16 protein-coding genes are annotated in these 16682 nt (G+C 61.7%); 6 read left to right on the plus strand and 10 right to left on the minus strand.

Annotated elements, in window-relative coordinates:
- Nucleotides 1-2 precede the first annotated feature (2 nt).
- Nucleotides 3-944 carry a copper resistance protein B gene (locus L5849_RS13170; RefSeq protein WP_236925957.1) on the minus strand — a complete coding sequence of 314 codons (942 nt, stop codon included), beginning with the start codon at nt 942-944 and terminating at the stop codon, nt 3-5.
- A complete protein-coding gene (locus tag L5849_RS13175; protein ID WP_236925958.1) occupies nt 941-2680 on the minus strand; it encodes a copper resistance system multicopper oxidase in 1740 nt (579 codons plus the stop codon). Before L5849_RS13175 ends, L5849_RS13170 begins: the two co-directional genes overlap by 4 nt.
- 68 nt (nt 2681-2748) lie before the next feature.
- Here L5849_RS13175 and L5849_RS13180 point away from each other — a divergent pair, with 68 nt between their 5' ends.
- The gene (locus L5849_RS13180; RefSeq protein ID WP_115415964.1) at nt 2749-3027 is read left to right on the plus strand and encodes a metal-sensitive transcriptional regulator; all 279 of its coding nucleotides are present in this window, start codon (nt 2749-2751) and stop codon (nt 3025-3027) included.
- 97 nt (nt 3028-3124) lie between these two features.
- Here the strand turns inward: L5849_RS13180 and nusG are convergent, their stop codons facing one another.
- Together nusG and secE are read right to left on the minus strand one after the other, a co-directional pair.
- Complete coding sequence (gene nusG, locus L5849_RS13185) at nt 3125-3661, minus strand: transcription termination/antitermination protein NusG (protein ID WP_115415963.1); 537 nt, start codon at nt 3659-3661, stop codon at nt 3125-3127.
- A 44-nt stretch (nt 3662-3705) separates the two neighbouring features.
- Nucleotides 3706-3909, minus strand: coding sequence for a preprotein translocase subunit SecE (gene secE, locus L5849_RS13190; RefSeq protein WP_115415962.1), 204 nt, complete (start codon nt 3907-3909; stop codon nt 3706-3708).
- 251 nt (nt 3910-4160) lie between these two features.
- Between secE and L5849_RS13195 the strand changes: the two genes are divergently transcribed.
- Nucleotides 4161-5684 (plus strand): sodium:alanine symporter family protein, encoded by a 1524-nt coding sequence (locus tag L5849_RS13195; RefSeq protein ID WP_236925959.1) that lies wholly within the window; start codon nt 4161-4163, stop codon nt 5682-5684.
- A 75-nt stretch (nt 5685-5759) separates the two neighbouring features.
- Here L5849_RS13195 and L5849_RS13200 read toward each other — a convergent pair whose 3' ends face one another.
- The 6 genes from L5849_RS13200 to L5849_RS13225 all read right to left on the minus strand — a co-directional run bounded on the left by L5849_RS13200 (nt 5760) and on the right by L5849_RS13225 (nt 12039).
- Nucleotides 5760-5909 (minus strand): hypothetical protein, encoded by a 150-nt coding sequence (locus L5849_RS13200; protein ID WP_174223723.1) that lies wholly within the window; start codon nt 5907-5909, stop codon nt 5760-5762.
- Between the two features lie 48 nt (nt 5910-5957).
- Nucleotides 5958-7121 carry a glycosyltransferase family 87 protein gene (locus L5849_RS13205; RefSeq protein WP_236925960.1) on the minus strand — a complete coding sequence of 388 codons (1164 nt, stop codon included), beginning with the start codon at nt 7119-7121 and terminating at the stop codon, nt 5958-5960.
- Nucleotides 7122-7224: 103 nt separating this feature from the next.
- Nucleotides 7225-9048, minus strand: a complete 1824-nt coding sequence (locus tag L5849_RS13210) for a DUF885 family protein (protein WP_236925961.1) — start codon at nt 9046-9048, stop codon at nt 7225-7227.
- Between the two features lie 105 nt (nt 9049-9153).
- Nucleotides 9154-9552: a hypothetical protein gene (locus L5849_RS13215; protein ID WP_236925962.1), complete on the minus strand. Its 399-nt coding sequence runs from the start codon at nt 9550-9552 to the stop codon at nt 9154-9156.
- 8 nt (nt 9553-9560) lie between these two features.
- Complete coding sequence (locus L5849_RS13220; protein ID WP_236925963.1) at nt 9561-11114, minus strand: NAD(P)/FAD-dependent oxidoreductase; 1554 nt, start codon at nt 11112-11114, stop codon at nt 9561-9563.
- A gap of 85 nt (nt 11115-11199) precedes the next feature.
- A complete protein-coding gene (locus L5849_RS13225) occupies nt 11200-12039 on the minus strand; it encodes a MipA/OmpV family protein (protein WP_236925964.1) in 840 nt (279 codons plus the stop codon).
- A gap of 228 nt (nt 12040-12267) precedes the next feature.
- Here L5849_RS13225 and crtY point away from each other — a divergent pair, with 228 nt between their 5' ends.
- The 4 genes from crtY (at nt 12268) to L5849_RS13245 (ending at nt 16611) form a co-directional block, all read left to right on the plus strand.
- Nucleotides 12268-13455, plus strand: a complete 1188-nt coding sequence (gene crtY, locus L5849_RS13230) for a lycopene beta-cyclase CrtY (protein ID WP_236925965.1) — start codon at nt 12268-12270, stop codon at nt 13453-13455.
- The gene (locus L5849_RS13235; RefSeq protein ID WP_236925966.1) at nt 13452-15002 is read left to right on the plus strand and encodes a phytoene desaturase; all 1551 of its coding nucleotides are present in this window, start codon (nt 13452-13454) and stop codon (nt 15000-15002) included. Before crtY ends, L5849_RS13235 begins: the two co-directional genes overlap by 4 nt.
- 8 nt (nt 15003-15010) lie before the next feature.
- Entirely contained in the window at nt 15011-15592 is a 582-nt protein-coding gene (locus tag L5849_RS13240) for a TIGR00730 family Rossman fold protein (RefSeq protein WP_236925967.1), read from the plus strand.
- 77 nt (nt 15593-15669) lie between these two features.
- Nucleotides 15670-16611 carry a phytoene/squalene synthase family protein gene (locus L5849_RS13245; protein WP_236925968.1) on the plus strand — a complete coding sequence of 314 codons (942 nt, stop codon included), beginning with the start codon at nt 15670-15672 and terminating at the stop codon, nt 16609-16611.
- Nucleotides 16612-16682 lie beyond the last annotated feature (71 nt).

Here is a 16682-nt window from a genome sequence, read left to right on the forward strand (position 1 = left end):
TTTCAGAACCAGAACCGCACCCCCACGACGACGCTCGTGACCGAAGGATCTTCGCCCTCCAAGCGTGCGAAATCGGCGCTGTCGCCGAGCTTCCATTCCTGCTCTATTCCGAGGTAGGGCGCGAATTCGGGCGCGAATTCGTAGCGCAGACGCAGCCCCGCCTCGAAATGGTCGATGCCCGCGCCCACACCCAGTTCCGGAATGTCCTGCACCGATAACCCCAGTTCCATGCGCGGCTGGAGAATCAGGCTTTGCGTAATCCGCTGATCGAGTTCGGCTTCGATCCGCGCGGTAATGTCGCCCTTGTTCGACACGAAGGCTGCGGCATCCACTTCGAAGAGATAGGGTGCGAGGCCCTGCACCCCGATCACCGCATGGGTTCGTTCGGGACCGGTAAGATCCTGCCGAACGCCTACCTGCAAATCGAACCACGGGCCGATGGCGTGCGACCACAGCGCCTGCACTTCCGCATCTTCGAGCGGGCCGTTCACTTCGCCTTCGCCCTCCGTCTTGACCCAAAGCTTGTCGATATCGCCGCCATACCAGCCCTGAATGTCCCACAGGAAACCGTCATGTCCTTCGCGGCTGCGCAGTTCGAGCCGGTCGCCCTGAACCCAGAACAGCGTCATCCCCCCATTTTCGCGCGCCAGAGCCTCACGGCTCTCCCGCATCGCCTCCGCGCCCCAGATCGCGTCGGCCGCGCGGGGCGGCCCGCTACCCGCGGCCGCCGGTGGCGGTGCCTCGGGCGGCTTGGGAATATCGAGCTTGAGGCCCTGCAACACCGGACCGCCCGAGGTCGCTGCAACGGCACCGTGATCCATCTGCGAATGGTCCATCGCAGAATGGTCGACCGGCGTTTCACCTTCGGGCTGGCCATGCCCCTCGTGCTGCGCAAGGGCAGGCACGGGAACAGCGACGATTGCAAACGCGATTACGGTCCTCATGCCACGCCCTCCGGCGAGGCGACGGTGACCACCTGAAACATCCCTGCATGCATGTGATAGAGCAGATGGCAGTGAAATGCCCAGTCACCCACTTCGTCAGCGGTGAGATCGAATGTGGCACTGCCGCCCGGCTGGACGATGACGGTGTGCTTTTGCGGCTGGTGCATCCGATCCGCGCCATTGACCAGTTCGAAGAAATGGCCGTGGAGGTGGATCGGGTGCGCCATCATGGTATCGTTGACCAACTTCACCCGCACGCGCTCGTTAAAGGCAAACCTGATCGGCTGGTCCGCAACCGCGTTGAATTTCTTCCCGTCGAACGACCACATATAGCGTTCCATATTGCCGGTAAGATGGATTTCCATCGACCGGCTGGGACTGCGCGAATCGTCATTGGGCTCGAGCGCCGACAGGTCGTTGTAGGTGAGCACTTTGTGGCCGATTTTGTCGAGCCCCAAGCCTGGATCGCCCATGCGGTCGATCGGTTCGGCGCTGACCATATCCAGACCGGGGCCGACCTTAACATCGGCCGGTAGTGTGGAGGTATCACGCATGTTCATCGCGCCGTGGTCCATCTCGCCCATCGGCATATCGTGGCCCATCGCGGCATGATCCATACCGGAATGGTCCATGCTGCCGTGCCCCATGTCCTTCATCGTAAGCAGGACCGGATCGCGCAAGGGCGGCACCGGCGCGCGGGCGCCGGGGCGCGAGGCAAGCGTCGCCACTGCCATGCCAGACCGGTCCATCGCTTCGGCAACGATCGTGTGAGCCTCGCCCGTCGGCTCGACCACGATGTCATAGGTTTCCGCCGTGCCGATCTGGAATTCGTCCACCTCGACCGGGCGCACGTTCTTGCCGTCGGCCTGCACCACGGTCATGCGGACACCGGGGATACGAACGTTGAAAAAGCTCATTGCGCTGCCGTTTATGACGCGCAACCGCACACGTTCGCCGGGCTTGAACAAATATTCGAGGCCGTCCGAAGGTGCATGGCCATTGGCGAGATAGGTGTAGGTCGAACCGGTCACATCGGCGATGTCGGTGGGCATCATCCGCATACCCGCCCACATCCTCCGGTCCGCGCCGCTCAGTGGATATTCGTCCGTCCAGCTCGTCTTCTGGCGGTTGAAATATTCCTCGCCCTTCTTGAGCTTGGCCATAATCGTATGAGGGTGCAGCGGAGTGAATTCGCTCAGCATTAGCACATAGTCACGATCGGCCTCCACCGGGTCGGGTCCGGCAGGATCCACAATCAGCGGACCGTAATGGCCGGCCTGCTCCTGCAGACCCGAGTGGCTGTGCCACCAGTACGTACCGGCCTGGCGTAATGCGGGCATTTCGTAAACGAAGGTCTCGCCCGGCTTGATACCCGGAAAGCTGACGCCCGGTACGCCGTCGAACTGGAACGGGACAAGCAGACCGTGCCAGTGGATCGACGTATCTTCGGCAAGGCGGTTTGCCACCCGCAGCGTGACCGGCTCGCCTTCCTTGAGGCGGACTAGCGGCCCGGGAATGCTGCCATTGACCGCAAAGGCATGCCCGCGCCGACCGGCAACGGCAACCGGCCCTTCGCCGACCGCGAGATCGATCACCCGGCCTGATACTTCGTCGAAGCCCTGGCGGATCGGACCATGCGACACACCGCGCGCCCATGCGGGCATAGCCGCGAGGCCGCCAATGGCGACGGCGCTTTTGATGAGCGATCTGCGGGTTGTATTGATCGAAACTTGCATTTGGCTTGCCATTTTTCCGTTTCGAGCGCAGTATACCCCTACAGGGTATCTTTCAAGCGAGAGTTCCGATGGCCGAAAAGTCAGCACAGGCACGTATCGTCGATCGCCTTCGCAGGGTGGAAGGGCAGGTGCGCGGGGTTACGCAGATGGTCGAGGACGATCGGTATTGCATCGACATCCTGCATCAATTGCAAGCAGTGAAATCGGCGCTCGCCCGCGCCGAGGACGAAATCCTCAAAAAACACGCCTCGCATTGCGTGGCCGAAGCAATTGCCTCGGGAGATACGCGCAAACAGCACACCAAGGTCGAGGAACTGGTCAACCTTTTCGCGAAGGCCAAGCGATAGTCCGCGGCCCGGTTTTGGCGAAAGGAGCAATGCGGAATCGAAAAGGCCCCGCCGGGCATATCGCGGCGGGGCCTTTCGAAAGCCCATAGTGGAAGCCTTACTTGACCAGTTCGACCTGTTCGAAATCGAGTTCGACCGGTGTCGCGCGGCCGAAAATCGAGACCGAGACCTTGACCTTCTGCTTGTCGAAATCGAGTTCCTCGACGAGGCCGTTGAAGCTTGCGAACGGACCGTCCAGCACCTTGACCTGATCGCCGATCTCGTAATCGACGCTGATTTCCTTCTTCGGCGCCGCGCGCGCTTCTTCCACACCGCCGAAATAGCGCGCCGCTTCCTTTTCGGAAATCGGCTGCGGCTTGTTGTTGGTGCCCAGGAAGCCGGTCACCTTCGGAGTGTTCTTGACGAGGTGATAGACGTCGTCGGTCATGTTCAGCTTGGCCAGCACGTAACCGGGCATGAACTTGCGCTCGACCTGGACCTTCTTGCCGCGCTTCACTTCGGTCACGGTTTCGGTCGGAACTTCGACTTCCTCAACACCTTCGGAAAGGCCAAGCCGTTCGGCTTCGGCGATAATTGCGTCGCGAACCTTGTTCTCGAAACCGGAATAGGCGTGGATGATATACCAGCGTGCCATGTGTTCTCTATTATCCTGTCGAAATGCGGCTCAGGCCAGAAACATCAGGCCAGCGTCAGAAGCCAGCGCACCACGGCGCTGAAAAGCGAGTCGATGCCAAGGAAGAAAAGCGAGAGGATGACGGTCATGATGAACACGAAAATCGCCGTGCGCACCGTTTCCTCGCGCGTCGGCCATACGACCTTGCGCCCTTCGGCCTGCACCTGGCGAAGAAATTCCGCCGGGCTGGTTTTCTTTTCGTCTGCCATTGCTCACGTCTCTCGCGTAAAAATCGTGCCGCCTTCCGCCACGTCCCTTTCAGGTAGGGTCTCTCGCCGCCCCGGTTCAAGTCCGGGAGGGGCTTTTCTCGATTCCCAATGTCGGAAGACACAGCCGCACTAGTCCCGCGAACCCGAAAAGGCAAGCGGTGGACTCGCGCGAATCTCCTCTTTGCAAGTGTGTTGCCCGCGACTAGCCTACGCGCTTTCCGGTCAAGGGACGCATGAGGGGAATTTACGCGATGGCAACAAGCCAGGCACCGAGTCTGGGCGAGCGGCTGATTCAGCCGGTCACCAATCTATCCGATTTCATTTGGGGCGGGACCTGGAACGGGGCAGAAGTGCTCCCCTTCCCGCCCATGACCATTATCCTGCTGGGCATTGGCCTGTGGATCATGGTGGGGCTTAAATTCTACCCCATCATCAAACTCGGCAGCGCCTTCAAGGGCCTGTTCGCCGGTCGCAAGAGCCAGGGCGAAGGCGAAATTTCCCCTTTCGCGGCGCTTTCCACCGCATTGTCCGGTCAGGTCGGGACAGGCAACCTTGCCGGCGTCGCAACCGCCATCGCGCTGGGCGGTCCCGGGGCAATCTTCTGGATGTGGGTCACTGCCCTGTTCGGCATGGCACTGGCCTTCGCCGAAGGCTCGCTCGCCATCCGCTACCGCGAGCGCACGAGTGACGGCGTACTGCGCGGCGGACCGATGACCTACATCATGATGGGCCTGGGCAAGAAATGGACCTGGCTCGCCGTGGTTTTCTGCCTCGGCACGCTGTTTTCCGCTCTGGTAACGGGCAACTCGATTCAGGCGAATGCCGTGGCGGATGGCCTCAACGAACTGTTCGGCATCGAGGAATGGCTCGGCGGGCTGATCGTCGCGATCCTCGTTTTCATCGTCATCATCGGCGGCATCAAGTCGATCGGCAATGTTGCCGAGAAAATCGTGCCCTTCATGGCGGCCACCTACATCGTCATGGCAGTCATCGCGCTGATCCTCAATTTCGGCGATCTGGGTGAAACCTTCGGCCTGATTTTCCACGGCGCTTTCAATCCGCAGGCGGCCAGCGGCGGCTTCGTGGGTGCGGCGATCATCCTCGCGATCCGTGCTGGCGTCGCACGGGGCCTGTTCTCCAACGAAGCCGGCCAGGGCTCGACCGCCATCGCCCATGCCGTCGCGCAGACCAACGATCCCGAAACGCAAGGCCGCATGGCCATGCTCGGCACCTTCATCGACACGATCGTAATCTGCACCATGACCGCGCTGGTCATCCTTACGGTGCGCGGCGATTTCACGGCGGGTGGCGAAGCCGTGGCCCACGCGTGGCAATCCGATCGCGTCGGTTTCGAAATGACCAGCGGCGCTTTCGCGGCGGCCTTCCCGGTCGAGATTGCCTCGGTTCCGATCGGTACGCTGGTAGCCTCGATCGCACTGATCCTGTTCGTCTTCACTACGCTGCTGACCTGGAGCTATTACGGCGAACGGGCGATCACCTTCCTCTATGACCGTGTGAAAGGCTCCAGCCGTTCGGGCGAGAAAAAGCTACACATGGCTTGGCGCGTCCTGTGGTGCGTGGTTATCTTCCTTGGCGCGGCACAGCCGAGCGAGCTGGTCTGGCGACTGGGAGACATTTCCAATGCCGCCATGGCCCTGCCGAACCTTCTCGCCCTTGCCCTGCTCAGCGGGGTGGTATTCAAGCTGGCGCAGGGCCAGAGGGATGCAGGCCCGACGCACACGGCCGAGACACCAGAAGAACCCGAAGAATACTGAAGCCGGGGTTGATCCCAAAGAATTGGGGCCGGAGGTCGCTATGACCTCCGGCCCCGTCCATTTGCGACTGAACCCTCAGCGTAGCCCGAACAGACGAGCCAGGAAACCCGGCTGTTCCATCGGCTGGATCTTGCCGTGCATCCGATAGCGCAGCGAACTGTCGCTATAAGGCTTCGGCTGCACCCAGCCATCGGGGCGGCTGCTGCGGAAGGACAAACTCGACATGGCGTACCTCCATGAAACTTCTGCCCTCCGTCCTGATGAGTAAAAACACTAGGGTGCGCGAGAGGTTCCCGGCCCGCTGGTCCCGCCACGGCTCCAGACTAGCGCCAGCAATACCAATGCGGCGATCGGCATGAAGTTCACCCCGACGGGCAACGCCAGTGCGCGGGTGGCATAGGGCGCAAAATAGAGCAGCACGAGCACCAGCTTTTCATGGGGGCGAAAACCGTGCTTCAGCCCCTGCATGACCAGCCAGAGCGTGGGGAAGATCAGGAAAGGCAGATCGTAGCTGAAGAGATAGGGAGAGGCGAGCGCCGTCGCGGCGAGGACTGCGGCCCCTGCTGCCCGCGCGTCGCCGCCGAAGCGGCGTGAGGCAAGCAGGGCCACCGCACAAGCCGCCAGTCCCGATATGACAGCCAGTACCAGACCCGCGATGTCGCCTCCCAATAGCCGTGCCTGGGAATAGAACGTCGTCATGCGCCGCAGGAAATCGGGATTGATGCCTTCCAGCAGGGCACCGCTCGCGCGCCAGCTTGTGGTATAGGCCATGATGGTTTCGCTGCCGAAAGCAGCCCATGAAATCGCGACCAGCGCCGTTGCGGTGACGCCGGCAACCATGAAAGCGGGCCACTTGCCCGCTGCACCGAGCCAAAACGGCGCCAGCACTGCGAGATGCGGTTTTATCACCAAGGCACCGATTGCCGCCCCCGATATTGCTTGCCGTTTGCCCAATTCATGCGCGGCCAGCACCAGCAAGGCGCCTGTCAGGAGGCCGGTCTGTGCGTGTCCCGCCGCGATCAGCGCCCCGGGATAGGCAATGACGAGTGGCCAAAGGCGAGGAAATGCACGAATGCCGGCCCATGCCCACAAGCTCCAGGTGATGGCCACCCAGGCTATCCATGCGACCGGAAACGGCAGGGCACCAAAGGGCGTGACAGCAAGCAGGAAAGGCGGCGGATTGACGAATGCGAACCATCCCTCGCTTCCCGTCCCCGTCTGGACCCGCTCTTGCAACGCCAGATCATAGGCGGCGGCGGGATCCCCTCCTATAACGACATGACCCGCCCCCCAGAAGGCAAGGAAATCGGTGCCCGCAGGCCCCATTGCCTTCATGTAGGAATTGGCCAGCACCCCAATGCTGACGAACGTGAGGAGCAATGCGTAGCCGCGCACTCGTTCGTGCGTCAGCCAGTCCGCCCTGCGCAGCCAGTCCATCGCCGCCCTTCCTCTCCGTCACGAAAACACGCGCGACGGGGTTAGCGCGGCGATGGGGCTGTCGCCAGTTGGGGCGGATGGCAATCCCCGCCCAAGCCCGTTGCTAGCTGGCCTTGGAAGCAATCCAGCGGTCGATCTTGGCCTCGAGCACCGGTAGCGGAAGGCTGCCGGTATCGAGCACTTGGGCGTGGAATTCACGAATGTCGAAATCGTCTCCCAACCGGCCTTCCGCCTTCTGGCGCAGTTCCTGAATTTTCAAAGCACCGACCTTGTAGGCAAGCGCCTGGCTCGGGATCGCGATATAGCGCTCTACCTCGGCCACCACCTCGGTCTCGGTCATGCCTGAATTTTCCAGCATGAAGTCGATCGCCTGCTGGCGGGTCCAGCCCTTGGCGTGGAGGCCGGTATCGACCACCAGTCGCATGGCGCGAAGCTGTTCGTCCTGCAGCGTGCCGTAGCGGTTCCATGGGTCCTCGAAGAAGCCCATCTCGTAGCCCAGCGTCTCTGAATAAAGCGCCCAGCCCTCGACATAGGCGGTGTTGCCCCCGAAGCGCATGAAGGCAGGCAGATCCTCGTTTTCCTGCGCCAAGCTGATCTGGAAGTGATGACCCGGCGCGCCTTCGTGGAGGTAGAGGGTGACATTGCCGGTCGTCAGGCGGCTGGGCAGGTCATAGGCATTGAAATAGAACGTACCCGGGCGCGAGGCATCTGGCGGACCCGACTGATAGGAACCTCCAGCCTGGAATTGTTCGATCGATTCGTCATAGGGCTTGATCTCGAGCGGGGCCTTGGGAAGTACCGAGAAATACTGGCCGATCTTTGCATCGACCTGCTTGCCGATATCGTAGTAGCTCTGGGTCAGCGCCTCACGGCTTTCCGGCTTGAACTGGGCATCGGTGCGGACATAATCGAAGAATTCGTTGAGCGTGCCGGTAAAGCCAACTTCGGCCTTGATCTCCTCCAGCGCGCCCTTGATCCGCGCCACTTCGCCGAGACCGAGATCGTGCAGATAGTCGGCCGTAAGCGGCAGCGTGGTCGTGCTTTCGATCATATGGGCATAGAGCTTGTCGCCGCCCTTCATTTGGCTCAGGCCGACGCTTTCGCGGGCCACCGGCAGATAATCGTCGCGCAGGAAGTCGCGCAGCCGTTCATGCGTGGCGTAAAGCTCTTTCGTCTTGGCTTCGTAGGCCGAGGTCAGTCGCGCCTTGTCTGCGGCAGAGAAATCCTCGGGAAAGGTCTTCACCGGTTTCATGAACATTGAATCCGCCAGCGGAACCGCCAGCAGCGTGTCGAGCTGCTTTACAACCCGATCAATGGTCAGCCGGGTTTCGACCACACCTGATTCCATCCCCTGACGCGAGCGTGCTATCGCGCGGTCGGTGATCGCGATATAGTCGTCATGACGGCTGAGGTTGTCCTCGTAATTGGCGATCGTCTCGAACTGCGCCGCGCTATCGCCACTGGCGAAGTTCGGGTAAAAGGTGTGGAGGCCGGCGAAATGGTTGATCGGGCGCACTTCGGTCAGTTCGCGGATTTCGTCGGTCTGGCCGCGCAGCGCCGATTCCTGATTATACTTGAACACGTCATAGGCCAACTGATCGGTTCCACTCAGCTTCTCCCGGTCGATCTGCGCGAGAAGCGCGAGATTGAGCTGGGTATCGGTCCGCGCTGCAAGGAACATCGAATCGGTGAAATAGTCTCCTAGGCGGTCGGCATTGGTGTCGTCGCCTCGGAACAGGCGACCGATCGGGTTGAGCGCGAGGCTGCGCGCATCGGATTCGGCGAAGAGGGTAAACAGCTTGTCGTGTTCGCTCGTCTCGGCCGCGGATTGGGTCGTCTCCTCGCTATCGCGCGCCAGTGCGGGACCGGCGGCAAGGATAAGCGAGAGGGCGGCGCCCGAAGCGAGCGCGTGGCGTGCGAATTTCATGGATATTCCCCTGTCATCTGTATTGCCCATGCAATACAGAACCGTGGATGCGGCACAACCATACCGTCCGACGACCGTGCGATTCCCATCGACGGGCGGCTTCGTTCAGGCGAGTCGCATCATCCCCGCTATGGCGAGCGCCAGCCCGGCCATCAGTGTGAAGAGCGGCCATAGCCGGTGCAAAGCGGCGAGATTCTTGAGCCAGAAGTGGAAATAGATGTCGCTCATCGCCATTACGACGAGCGCCTCGGCCATCATCAATCCGCCGATCGTCTTCACGATCATGGCCAGGAGATCGCCCTGAATCCACGGGTTGAGGAGAAAGATGGCCGCGCCGACAGAAAGCTCGCAAAACCCGCTGATGAGCTGGAGCGCGGGCGAACCGTCGACCTCGTCCACCATCTGGCGCCACAGACCGGGCTGGCGCAATGCGCCGATAGAGACGGCGATACAGAACAGGCCGAGCAACGCGGCGCTCCAGGCGGTGGGATCGAACGCGTCCATCTTTTGTCTCAGGCGGGGACCGCCTGCTCCTTTTTCTTCGTACCTATCGGCTCATCGCCGGTATAGACGAATTCGGGCGCATCATAGGAAATCCGGGGGATCTCCTCACGTTCGCGCCAGTAATCCTGATTGTGTCGCCACTCGGATTTGTCGCCGCGCCGGGGCAGCGCATCGAGCCCGCGCATCAGATATCCGGGGTTGAAATTCTCCGCCTCGATCCAGGGCAGGATGTCCATTTCCCGGTCCTCTGGGCGGAACTGCACTTCAACACGGTCGACGCCCCTGCCGTGCATGTGGTTGAGCATCCCGCAAACGAAATCGCCCATCATGTCGACGCGCAAGGTCCAGCTAGCGCGGAAGTAGCCCATCACCCATGCCATGTTCGGAACGCCGGTGAACATCATCCCGCGGTAGGTCACCGTGTCCGACCAATCAACACGTTCGCCATCGACCGTGAACGGGATGCCGCCCATGACCAGCAGGTTGAACCCGGTACAGGCGACGATAAGGTCTGCTTCGATCTCCTCGCCCGAAGAGGTGGTGACGCCGGTCTCGGTAAAGCGCTCGATCGTATCGGTGACCACGGTCAGATTGCCATCGACCGCCGCCCTGAACACATCGCCGTCCGGGCAGAATGCCAGGCGCTGCTGCCAGACCCGGTATTTCGGCGTGAAATGCGGTTCGAACTCGAAATCGGGCTTGCCAGTGAAGGCGCGCACCAGTTCCTTGAGTTCCTCGAACACCACATCGGGCTCTCTCTGGCAGCGACGGGTAAGCTGGTCTTGATCGTACATGATCTGCTGGCGCACGATGCGATGCACGGTTGGCTCGTCGACACCGATTTCGCGCAGACGGTCGGCCAGTTCGTTCTTGTTTTCGCTACAGAAGAAATAGGTCGGCGAGCGCTGCAGCATGGTCACATGCGCGGCCTTTTCGGCAAAGGCCGGAACCACGGTGGCCGCGGTAGCACCCGATCCGATCACAAGAATCCGCTTACCTTCGTAATCGTAATCCGGGTCCCATTCCTGCGCGTGGACGAAATCACCCTGGAAGTCGGCGAGCCCCTTTTCCTGCCACTCAGGCGGGAGATAGGGGTTTTCGTGATCGTAATAGCCCTGGCACATCCACAGAAAATTGCAGGTGAAGGTCAGTTCGGCACCGTCTTCCAGCCGGGTCGCCGTAACGGTCCAGAGGCCGGTATCGCGCTCATAGGCACAGGACGTGATGCGGTGGCCGTAGCGGATATGCTCGTCGATGCCGTTTTCCTCGATCACCTCGCCCATATATTTGAGGATTTCACCGGCACTGGCGATCGGCGCGCCGACCCAGGGCTTGAAGCGGTAACCGAAAGTGTAGAGATCGCTGTCGGACCGCACGCCGGGATATTTATGCGTATCCCAGGTACCCCCGAACGTGTCTTTCATCTCAAGGATGGCGTAACGCGCCCAAGGGCACTGCTCCTGCAAGTGATAGGCAGAGCCAATCCCCGAAATTCCAGCCCCCACGATCAGCACGTCCACATGGATCGCCGTATCGCTCTCTATATTGCCGACAACGTTCATCAGCCTCTCCTCTCTCGCGCGAATCTATCGCATGAGAGAGAAGAGCGGTGCATTGATCCGCATCAAATGACAGGCCCGTCCAGGGTTAGAAGGTGTAACCGATCCCCAAGGCGCCCATCCATTGATCCGCATCACCGCGAATGGACGTGAAGGGGGTCTGTTTGGCGTCGCCCAGCATGCGCGAGTAACCGCCCAGCACCACCAGTGCGAGACCGCCATCGGCGAGATTGCCGTTGAGATCGATCCCTGCGAGCAGGTTCACCCCGACGCGGTCCCACCCCCCTTCGGCCTGAAACTGCGGCAAGGCCCCGCCAGCGGGGACGGAATAGTAATATCGCGCGTAATCGTCGTCGACATAGCTTCCGCCAGCAGAAAGCGAGATTGCCATGCCGCGGCTGAGCGGCGTGAAATAGGTCGCCGTGGGTCTGACCACGATGCCGTCATGCGCGCCTGCAACGTCCCACAGAGTATCGACATTGAAACTGAGACTGTCGAAGCGGTTCATCACGCCGGGAAAGCTGATCCCCACACTGGGGCCGACGTCGAAAGCCGTGTCGAGCTCGCCATAGCTCAAAACCACCGTGTCCTCGATCTGAGTTGCACGATTGCGATTGAGGCGCGCCGCGATCCCGCCCGAGATTTTCGCCCCTTCGCTCTGGTCGTTGACGAAATCCAGGGCTACCCCGCCCGCTCGCGGATTGATGCGCACGCCGCCGATTTTCCCCTGCACGATGGGAATCGGGCTGAAAACATAGTCGTCGGAACCATCGTAGCTTGCCGAATAGACGGCGCCTACGCCGATGGAAAACCAGTCGCCATCGAACACCGTTTCCTCTTCGGCAGGCAGGTTCTCGACATTTTGTGCCTGCACGGGCGCAGCGCCCAGCAACGCCAGCGAGCCGGTGAGGGCGAGCATCGATTTCATAAGTATATCCCTGGATTTCCCTGTTTGCTGTCTAACACTTATGACAATGTCATGTTCCCGGCCTTCTTGCCAGATCGAATGCGACACGTACTTTGCGGCACGACCACCGGGAAAGGTAGAAATGGGACGGGGAGTCGCCATCGCCACCAGGCACCGAACCGTGTTTCTAGCCCGTGCGGGAACTGCGCAATTGCCGGAGCCGCACTTCACCCCTAAGCCCTGAACGCAATGAACGGGCGCGCGATCGACATGGCCATCGTGGGCGGCGGGCTGGCGGGCGGGCTGGCCGCGCTGGCCGTCAGCAAGGGCCATCCCCAGATGCGGATCGCCCTTGTCGAAGCGGGCGATGCCTTTGGCGGGAACCACCGGTGGAGCTGGTTCACCAGCGATCTCGACGATGATGGCGCCGCCCTGCTGGCCCCATTCGCAAGGACCGAATGGGATGCCGGATACGACGTCTTCTTTCCCGGCCATGAGCGCCGCCTCGGCTCGACCTATCGATCGCTCGCAAGCCGCGACTTCGACGCGACTTTGCGCCGCGCACTGCCACAGGATGCGATCCGCACAAATTCGCGCGCCGTCGAAATAAGGCCCGATGGTATCACCCTTGAAAACGACGCGAGCCTGGCCGCCCGAATTGTGGTCGATTGCCGCGATTTCGAACCTTCCGCGCATCTGCGCGGCGGCTGGCAGGTCTTCATGGGACGACATCTGCGGACCGACACCCCGCATGGGCTTGCCTGTCCGATCGTGATGGATGCGCGGGTAAGGCAGCATGACGCGTACCGGTTCGTCTATACTTTGCCGCTGAGCGCCAATGAGCTTTTCGTAGAGGACACCTATTACGCCGATGCCCCCGTGCTCGATCGCGATGTGCTGTCGGAACGTATCGATCGCTATTGCCAGGCAATGGGGTGGCGGGGAAACACCCTTGGCGGGGAAACCGGAATCCTGCCGGTAATCACAGGCGGTGATTTTACCGCGTACCGCCGCAGCCTGGGCCAAGCTGGCATAGTGCGCGCCGGGGCACGCGGCGGCTTCACGCACCCGCTGACCAGTTACACTCTGCCCTTCGCCGTTGCCAATGCCCTGGCCCTAGCCCGCGTGGCGGACAGGCCGGGACCCCAGATCGCCGCGCTGTTCGAGAAACGCGCCCACGATCATTGGCGCGCCACCCGCTTCTATCGCCGGCTGGGACGGATGTTGTTCGATGCCGCGAAGCCGGGGGAACGATATCGTGTGTTCGAACGCTTCTATCGCCTGCGCGAACCGCTGGTCGAACGCTTCTATGCCGGGCGTCCAACGCTCGCCGACAAGCTGCGCATCCTGTCGGGCAAACCGCCCGTAGCTGTAACAGCCGCAATCCGGGCGCTGCTTGGCAAGGGCAACCCGCTCGTTCATGAAAGGTCGCAATGAACGCCGAACTCAACACCCCCACCGCCGCAGGTTCCGGCGAACAGCCCGTCGATCCCGTCGCCACGGGAAAGGCGGCCTGCGTTATCGGCGCCGGTTTCGGCGGTCTCGCGCTGGCCATCCGGCTGCAATCTGCCGGTATCCAGACTACCGTGGTCGAAGCGCGCGACAAACCCGGCGGTCGGGCCTATTTCTGGGAACGGGACGGGTTCACCTTCGATGCCGGGCCGACGGTCATCACCGATCCCGACTGCCTGAAGGAATTGTGGGCGCTTACCGGGCACGACATTGCCGAAGACGTCGAGCTGATGCCGGTGATGCCGTTTTACCGCCTGCACTGGCCCGACGGCACCCAGTTCGACTATTCGAACGACGAGGAACAGCTATTCCGCGAAATCGCGCAGCTCAACCCGGCCGATGTGGCGGGCTATCAGCGCTTCCTCGAATATTCCGAAGCCGTTTACGAAGAAGGCTACGTCAAGCTCGGCCATGTGCCCTTCCTGGACTTCAAATCGATGATAAAGGCCGCGCCCGCGCTGGCCAAGCAGCAGGCCTGGCGCAGCGTCTATTCGATGGTTTCGAGCTATGTCGAAAACGAGAAACTGCGCGAGGCACTGAGCTTCCACACTCTGCTGGTCGGCGGCAATCCGATGAAGACCAGCAGCATCTATGCGCTGATCCACAAATTGGAGAAGGATGGCGGCGTGTGGTGGGCGAAGGGCGGCACCAACCGGCTGATCGCCGGCATGGTCAAGCATTTCGAGCGGATCGGCGGGACCGTACGACTGCACGATCCGGTGGTCCATATCCACACTCTGGGAAAGCATGTGACCGAGGTGGAAACCCATTCGGGCTGGCGCCACCGCTTCGACGCAATCGCCAGCAATGCCGACATCATGCACAGCTACAAGGACCTGCTGGCTGGCTCCAAGCGCGGGGCGGACTATGCCCGGAGCCTGTCGCGCAAAAGCTTCAGCCCCAGCCTGTTCGTGGTCCATTTCGGGATCGAAGGGACCTGGCCGGGCATCCCGCACCACATGATCCTGTTCGGGCCGCGCTATAAGGGCCTGCTCGAAGACATATACGATCACGGCGTGCTGCCGCAGGATTTCTCGATTTATCTGCATCACCCGACGGTGAGCGATGCGAGCATGGCGCCCGAGGGCATGAGCACTTTCTACGCGCTGGTGCCCGTGGCCCATATGGGCAAGCTGGCGGGCGACTGGGAAGAGATGGGGCCGCTGCTCGAACAGCGTATCCTCGATGAACTCGAGCGGCGGCTGATCCCCGATATCCACTCGCGGATCGTGACCAAATTCCACTACGCGCCACGCGATTTCGCGATGGACCTCAACGCCCACATGGGCAGCGCCTTCAGCCTGGAACCCGTATTGACGCAGAGCGCCTGGTTCCGCGGGCACAATCGCGACGATGTACTTGACAATTTCTACCTCGTCGGTGCTGGGACGCATCCCGGCGCCGGTATCCCCGGCGTGGTAGGCAGCGCCAAGGCGACTGCGGGACTTATGCTGGAGGATCTGGCGGTATGAGCCGCGATATGAAACGACTTGCGATCTATTGCGGATCGGCTTCGCCGGATGACCCGCGCTATATTCAACTCGCCTACGATGTCGGCAAGGGTCTTGCCCAAAAAGGGATCGGCGTCGTCTATGGTGGCGGCCGACTCGGCCTGATGGGCGCCACCGCGCGCGGCGCACTGGAAGCAGGCGGAGAGGTGGTCGGCGTCATCCCCGATGCGCTCGCCAACAGCGAGGTCGCCAATCACGATTGTACCGAGCTTTACACCGTCGGCGGCATGCACGAGCGCAAGCAGCGCTTCACCGACTTGTCCGATGGGTTCATAACCATTCCCGGCGGCGTCGGCACGATGGACGAGTTGTGGGAGGCCATGAGCTGGGCACAATTGGGCTATCACAACAACCCGGTCGGCCTGCTCAACGCTTTCGGCTTCTATGACGAATTGATCGCTTTCAACCGCAAGATGGCCGATGTCGGTTTCGTCCGTCCCGTCCACCAGAGCATTCTCGTCCACGACACGACGCTCGACGGTTTGCTCGACCGGATGGCCGCCTATCAGCCGCACACCCCGATCTTCCAGATGAAGGCCGACGACCTCTGAACAAGCCCCGCCCTCTCGCCCCGTCGCGCTATCTGCGACCAACGCCCGCCCGGGCCGGCGGCGGGCGGGACCGGGCTATGCTGGTCGAAAAATCGCTCGATTCGATCGAGCAGGGTTCGCACAGCTTCGCCGCCGCCTCGAAACTGTTCGACAAGGCCACGCGCGAACGCAGCTGGCTGCTTTATGCCTGGTGCCGCCGCTGCGATGATATCGCCGACAATCAGGACAAAGGCGGTCCGCTGGGAGACCAGGGCACGCCCAAGGATGCAGAGGATCGCGTTCAGGCACTGCGCATCCTCACGAAGCGCGCCTTCGAGGAGCAACCTACCGCCGATGCGGCCTTCGATGCGTTCGGTCTCGTCGCCCACGAATGCGGGCTGACTCTGGACGAGGCGAACGACGTTATCGCCGGTTTTGCGCTGGACGCCACGCGCTGGAGCCCCACCACCGAACAGGACATGATGCGATATTGCTATCACGTCGCCGGGGCGGTCGGCATTATGATGGCCCGGATCATGGGCGTCCCCGCAGACGATGGGGAAACGCTGGATCGGGCGTGCGATCTGGGGCTGGCCTTCCAGATCGCCAATATCGCACGCGATATCGTGGAAGATGCGCAGGCCGGGCGCTGCTATCTGCCCAAGGTCTGGCTCGAAGAGATGGGCTGGGAACAGGGCGAACACGCGCTGCCCGAAAACCGCTTCAAGCTCGCCAGCCTGATGCCCCGCATGATCGCGCTAATGGAAAAGCACGAAGCCGCTTCCAAACTCGGCGCCAAACGGCTGCGGTTTCGCCAGCGCTGGGCGGTGCTCGCCGCCGCGCGCATCTATGGCGCAATCGGGCGCAAGGTCCTCGCTCGCGGGCAAGTCGCATGGGACACTCGCACACGGGTGAGCGGGCCGGAAAAGCTGTGGCACATCGTCGCCGCTTTCGCTGAGGCGGTCTGGAACCGCCCGAGCGGCCCGCAAGAGCCGATCCTCTGGAGCCGCCACGATTTCCGCCCTGTCGCCGGGTGGTAAGAGCACCACAGCAGTCATTGCGAGCAGGCCTGCGGGGCCGACGCGGCAATCCACCAGCCAACATTGAGGAT

It is taken from the genome of Erythrobacter sp. SN021, assembly GCF_021864455.1.

Coding starts and splice junctions, on each gene's coding strand:
- L5849_RS13170 (WP_236925957.1), bottom strand. CDS start 944: ATGAGGACCGTAATCGCGTTTGCAATCGTCGCTGTTCCCGTGCCTGCC.
- L5849_RS13175 (WP_236925958.1), bottom strand. CDS start 2,680: ATGCAAGTTTCGATCAATACAACCCGCAGATCGCTCATCAAAAGCGCC.
- L5849_RS13180 (WP_115415964.1), top strand. CDS start 2,749: ATGGCCGAAAAGTCAGCACAGGCACGTATCGTCGATCGCCTTCGCAGG.
- nusG (WP_115415963.1), bottom strand. CDS start 3,661: ATGGCACGCTGGTATATCATCCACGCCTATTCCGGTTTCGAGAACAAG.
- secE (WP_115415962.1), bottom strand. CDS start 3,909: ATGGCAGACGAAAAGAAAACCAGCCCGGCGGAATTTCTTCGCCAGGTG.
- L5849_RS13195 (WP_236925959.1), top strand. CDS start 4,161: ATGGCAACAAGCCAGGCACCGAGTCTGGGCGAGCGGCTGATTCAGCCG.
- L5849_RS13200 (WP_174223723.1), bottom strand. CDS start 5,909: ATGTCGAGTTTGTCCTTCCGCAGCAGCCGCCCCGATGGCTGGGTGCAG.
- L5849_RS13205 (WP_236925960.1), bottom strand. CDS start 7,121: ATGGACTGGCTGCGCAGGGCGGACTGGCTGACGCACGAACGAGTGCGC.
- L5849_RS13210 (WP_236925961.1), bottom strand. CDS start 9,048: ATGAAATTCGCACGCCACGCGCTCGCTTCGGGCGCCGCCCTCTCGCTT.
- L5849_RS13215 (WP_236925962.1), bottom strand. CDS start 9,552: ATGGACGCGTTCGATCCCACCGCCTGGAGCGCCGCGTTGCTCGGCCTG.
- L5849_RS13220 (WP_236925963.1), bottom strand. CDS start 11,114: ATGAACGTTGTCGGCAATATAGAGAGCGATACGGCGATCCATGTGGAC.
- L5849_RS13225 (WP_236925964.1), bottom strand. CDS start 12,039: ATGAAATCGATGCTCGCCCTCACCGGCTCGCTGGCGTTGCTGGGCGCT.
- crtY (WP_236925965.1), top strand. CDS start 12,268: ATGAACGGGCGCGCGATCGACATGGCCATCGTGGGCGGCGGGCTGGCG.
- L5849_RS13235 (WP_236925966.1), top strand. CDS start 13,452: ATGAACGCCGAACTCAACACCCCCACCGCCGCAGGTTCCGGCGAACAG.
- L5849_RS13240 (WP_236925967.1), top strand. CDS start 15,011: ATGAAACGACTTGCGATCTATTGCGGATCGGCTTCGCCGGATGACCCG.
- L5849_RS13245 (WP_236925968.1), top strand. CDS start 15,670: ATGCTGGTCGAAAAATCGCTCGATTCGATCGAGCAGGGTTCGCACAGC.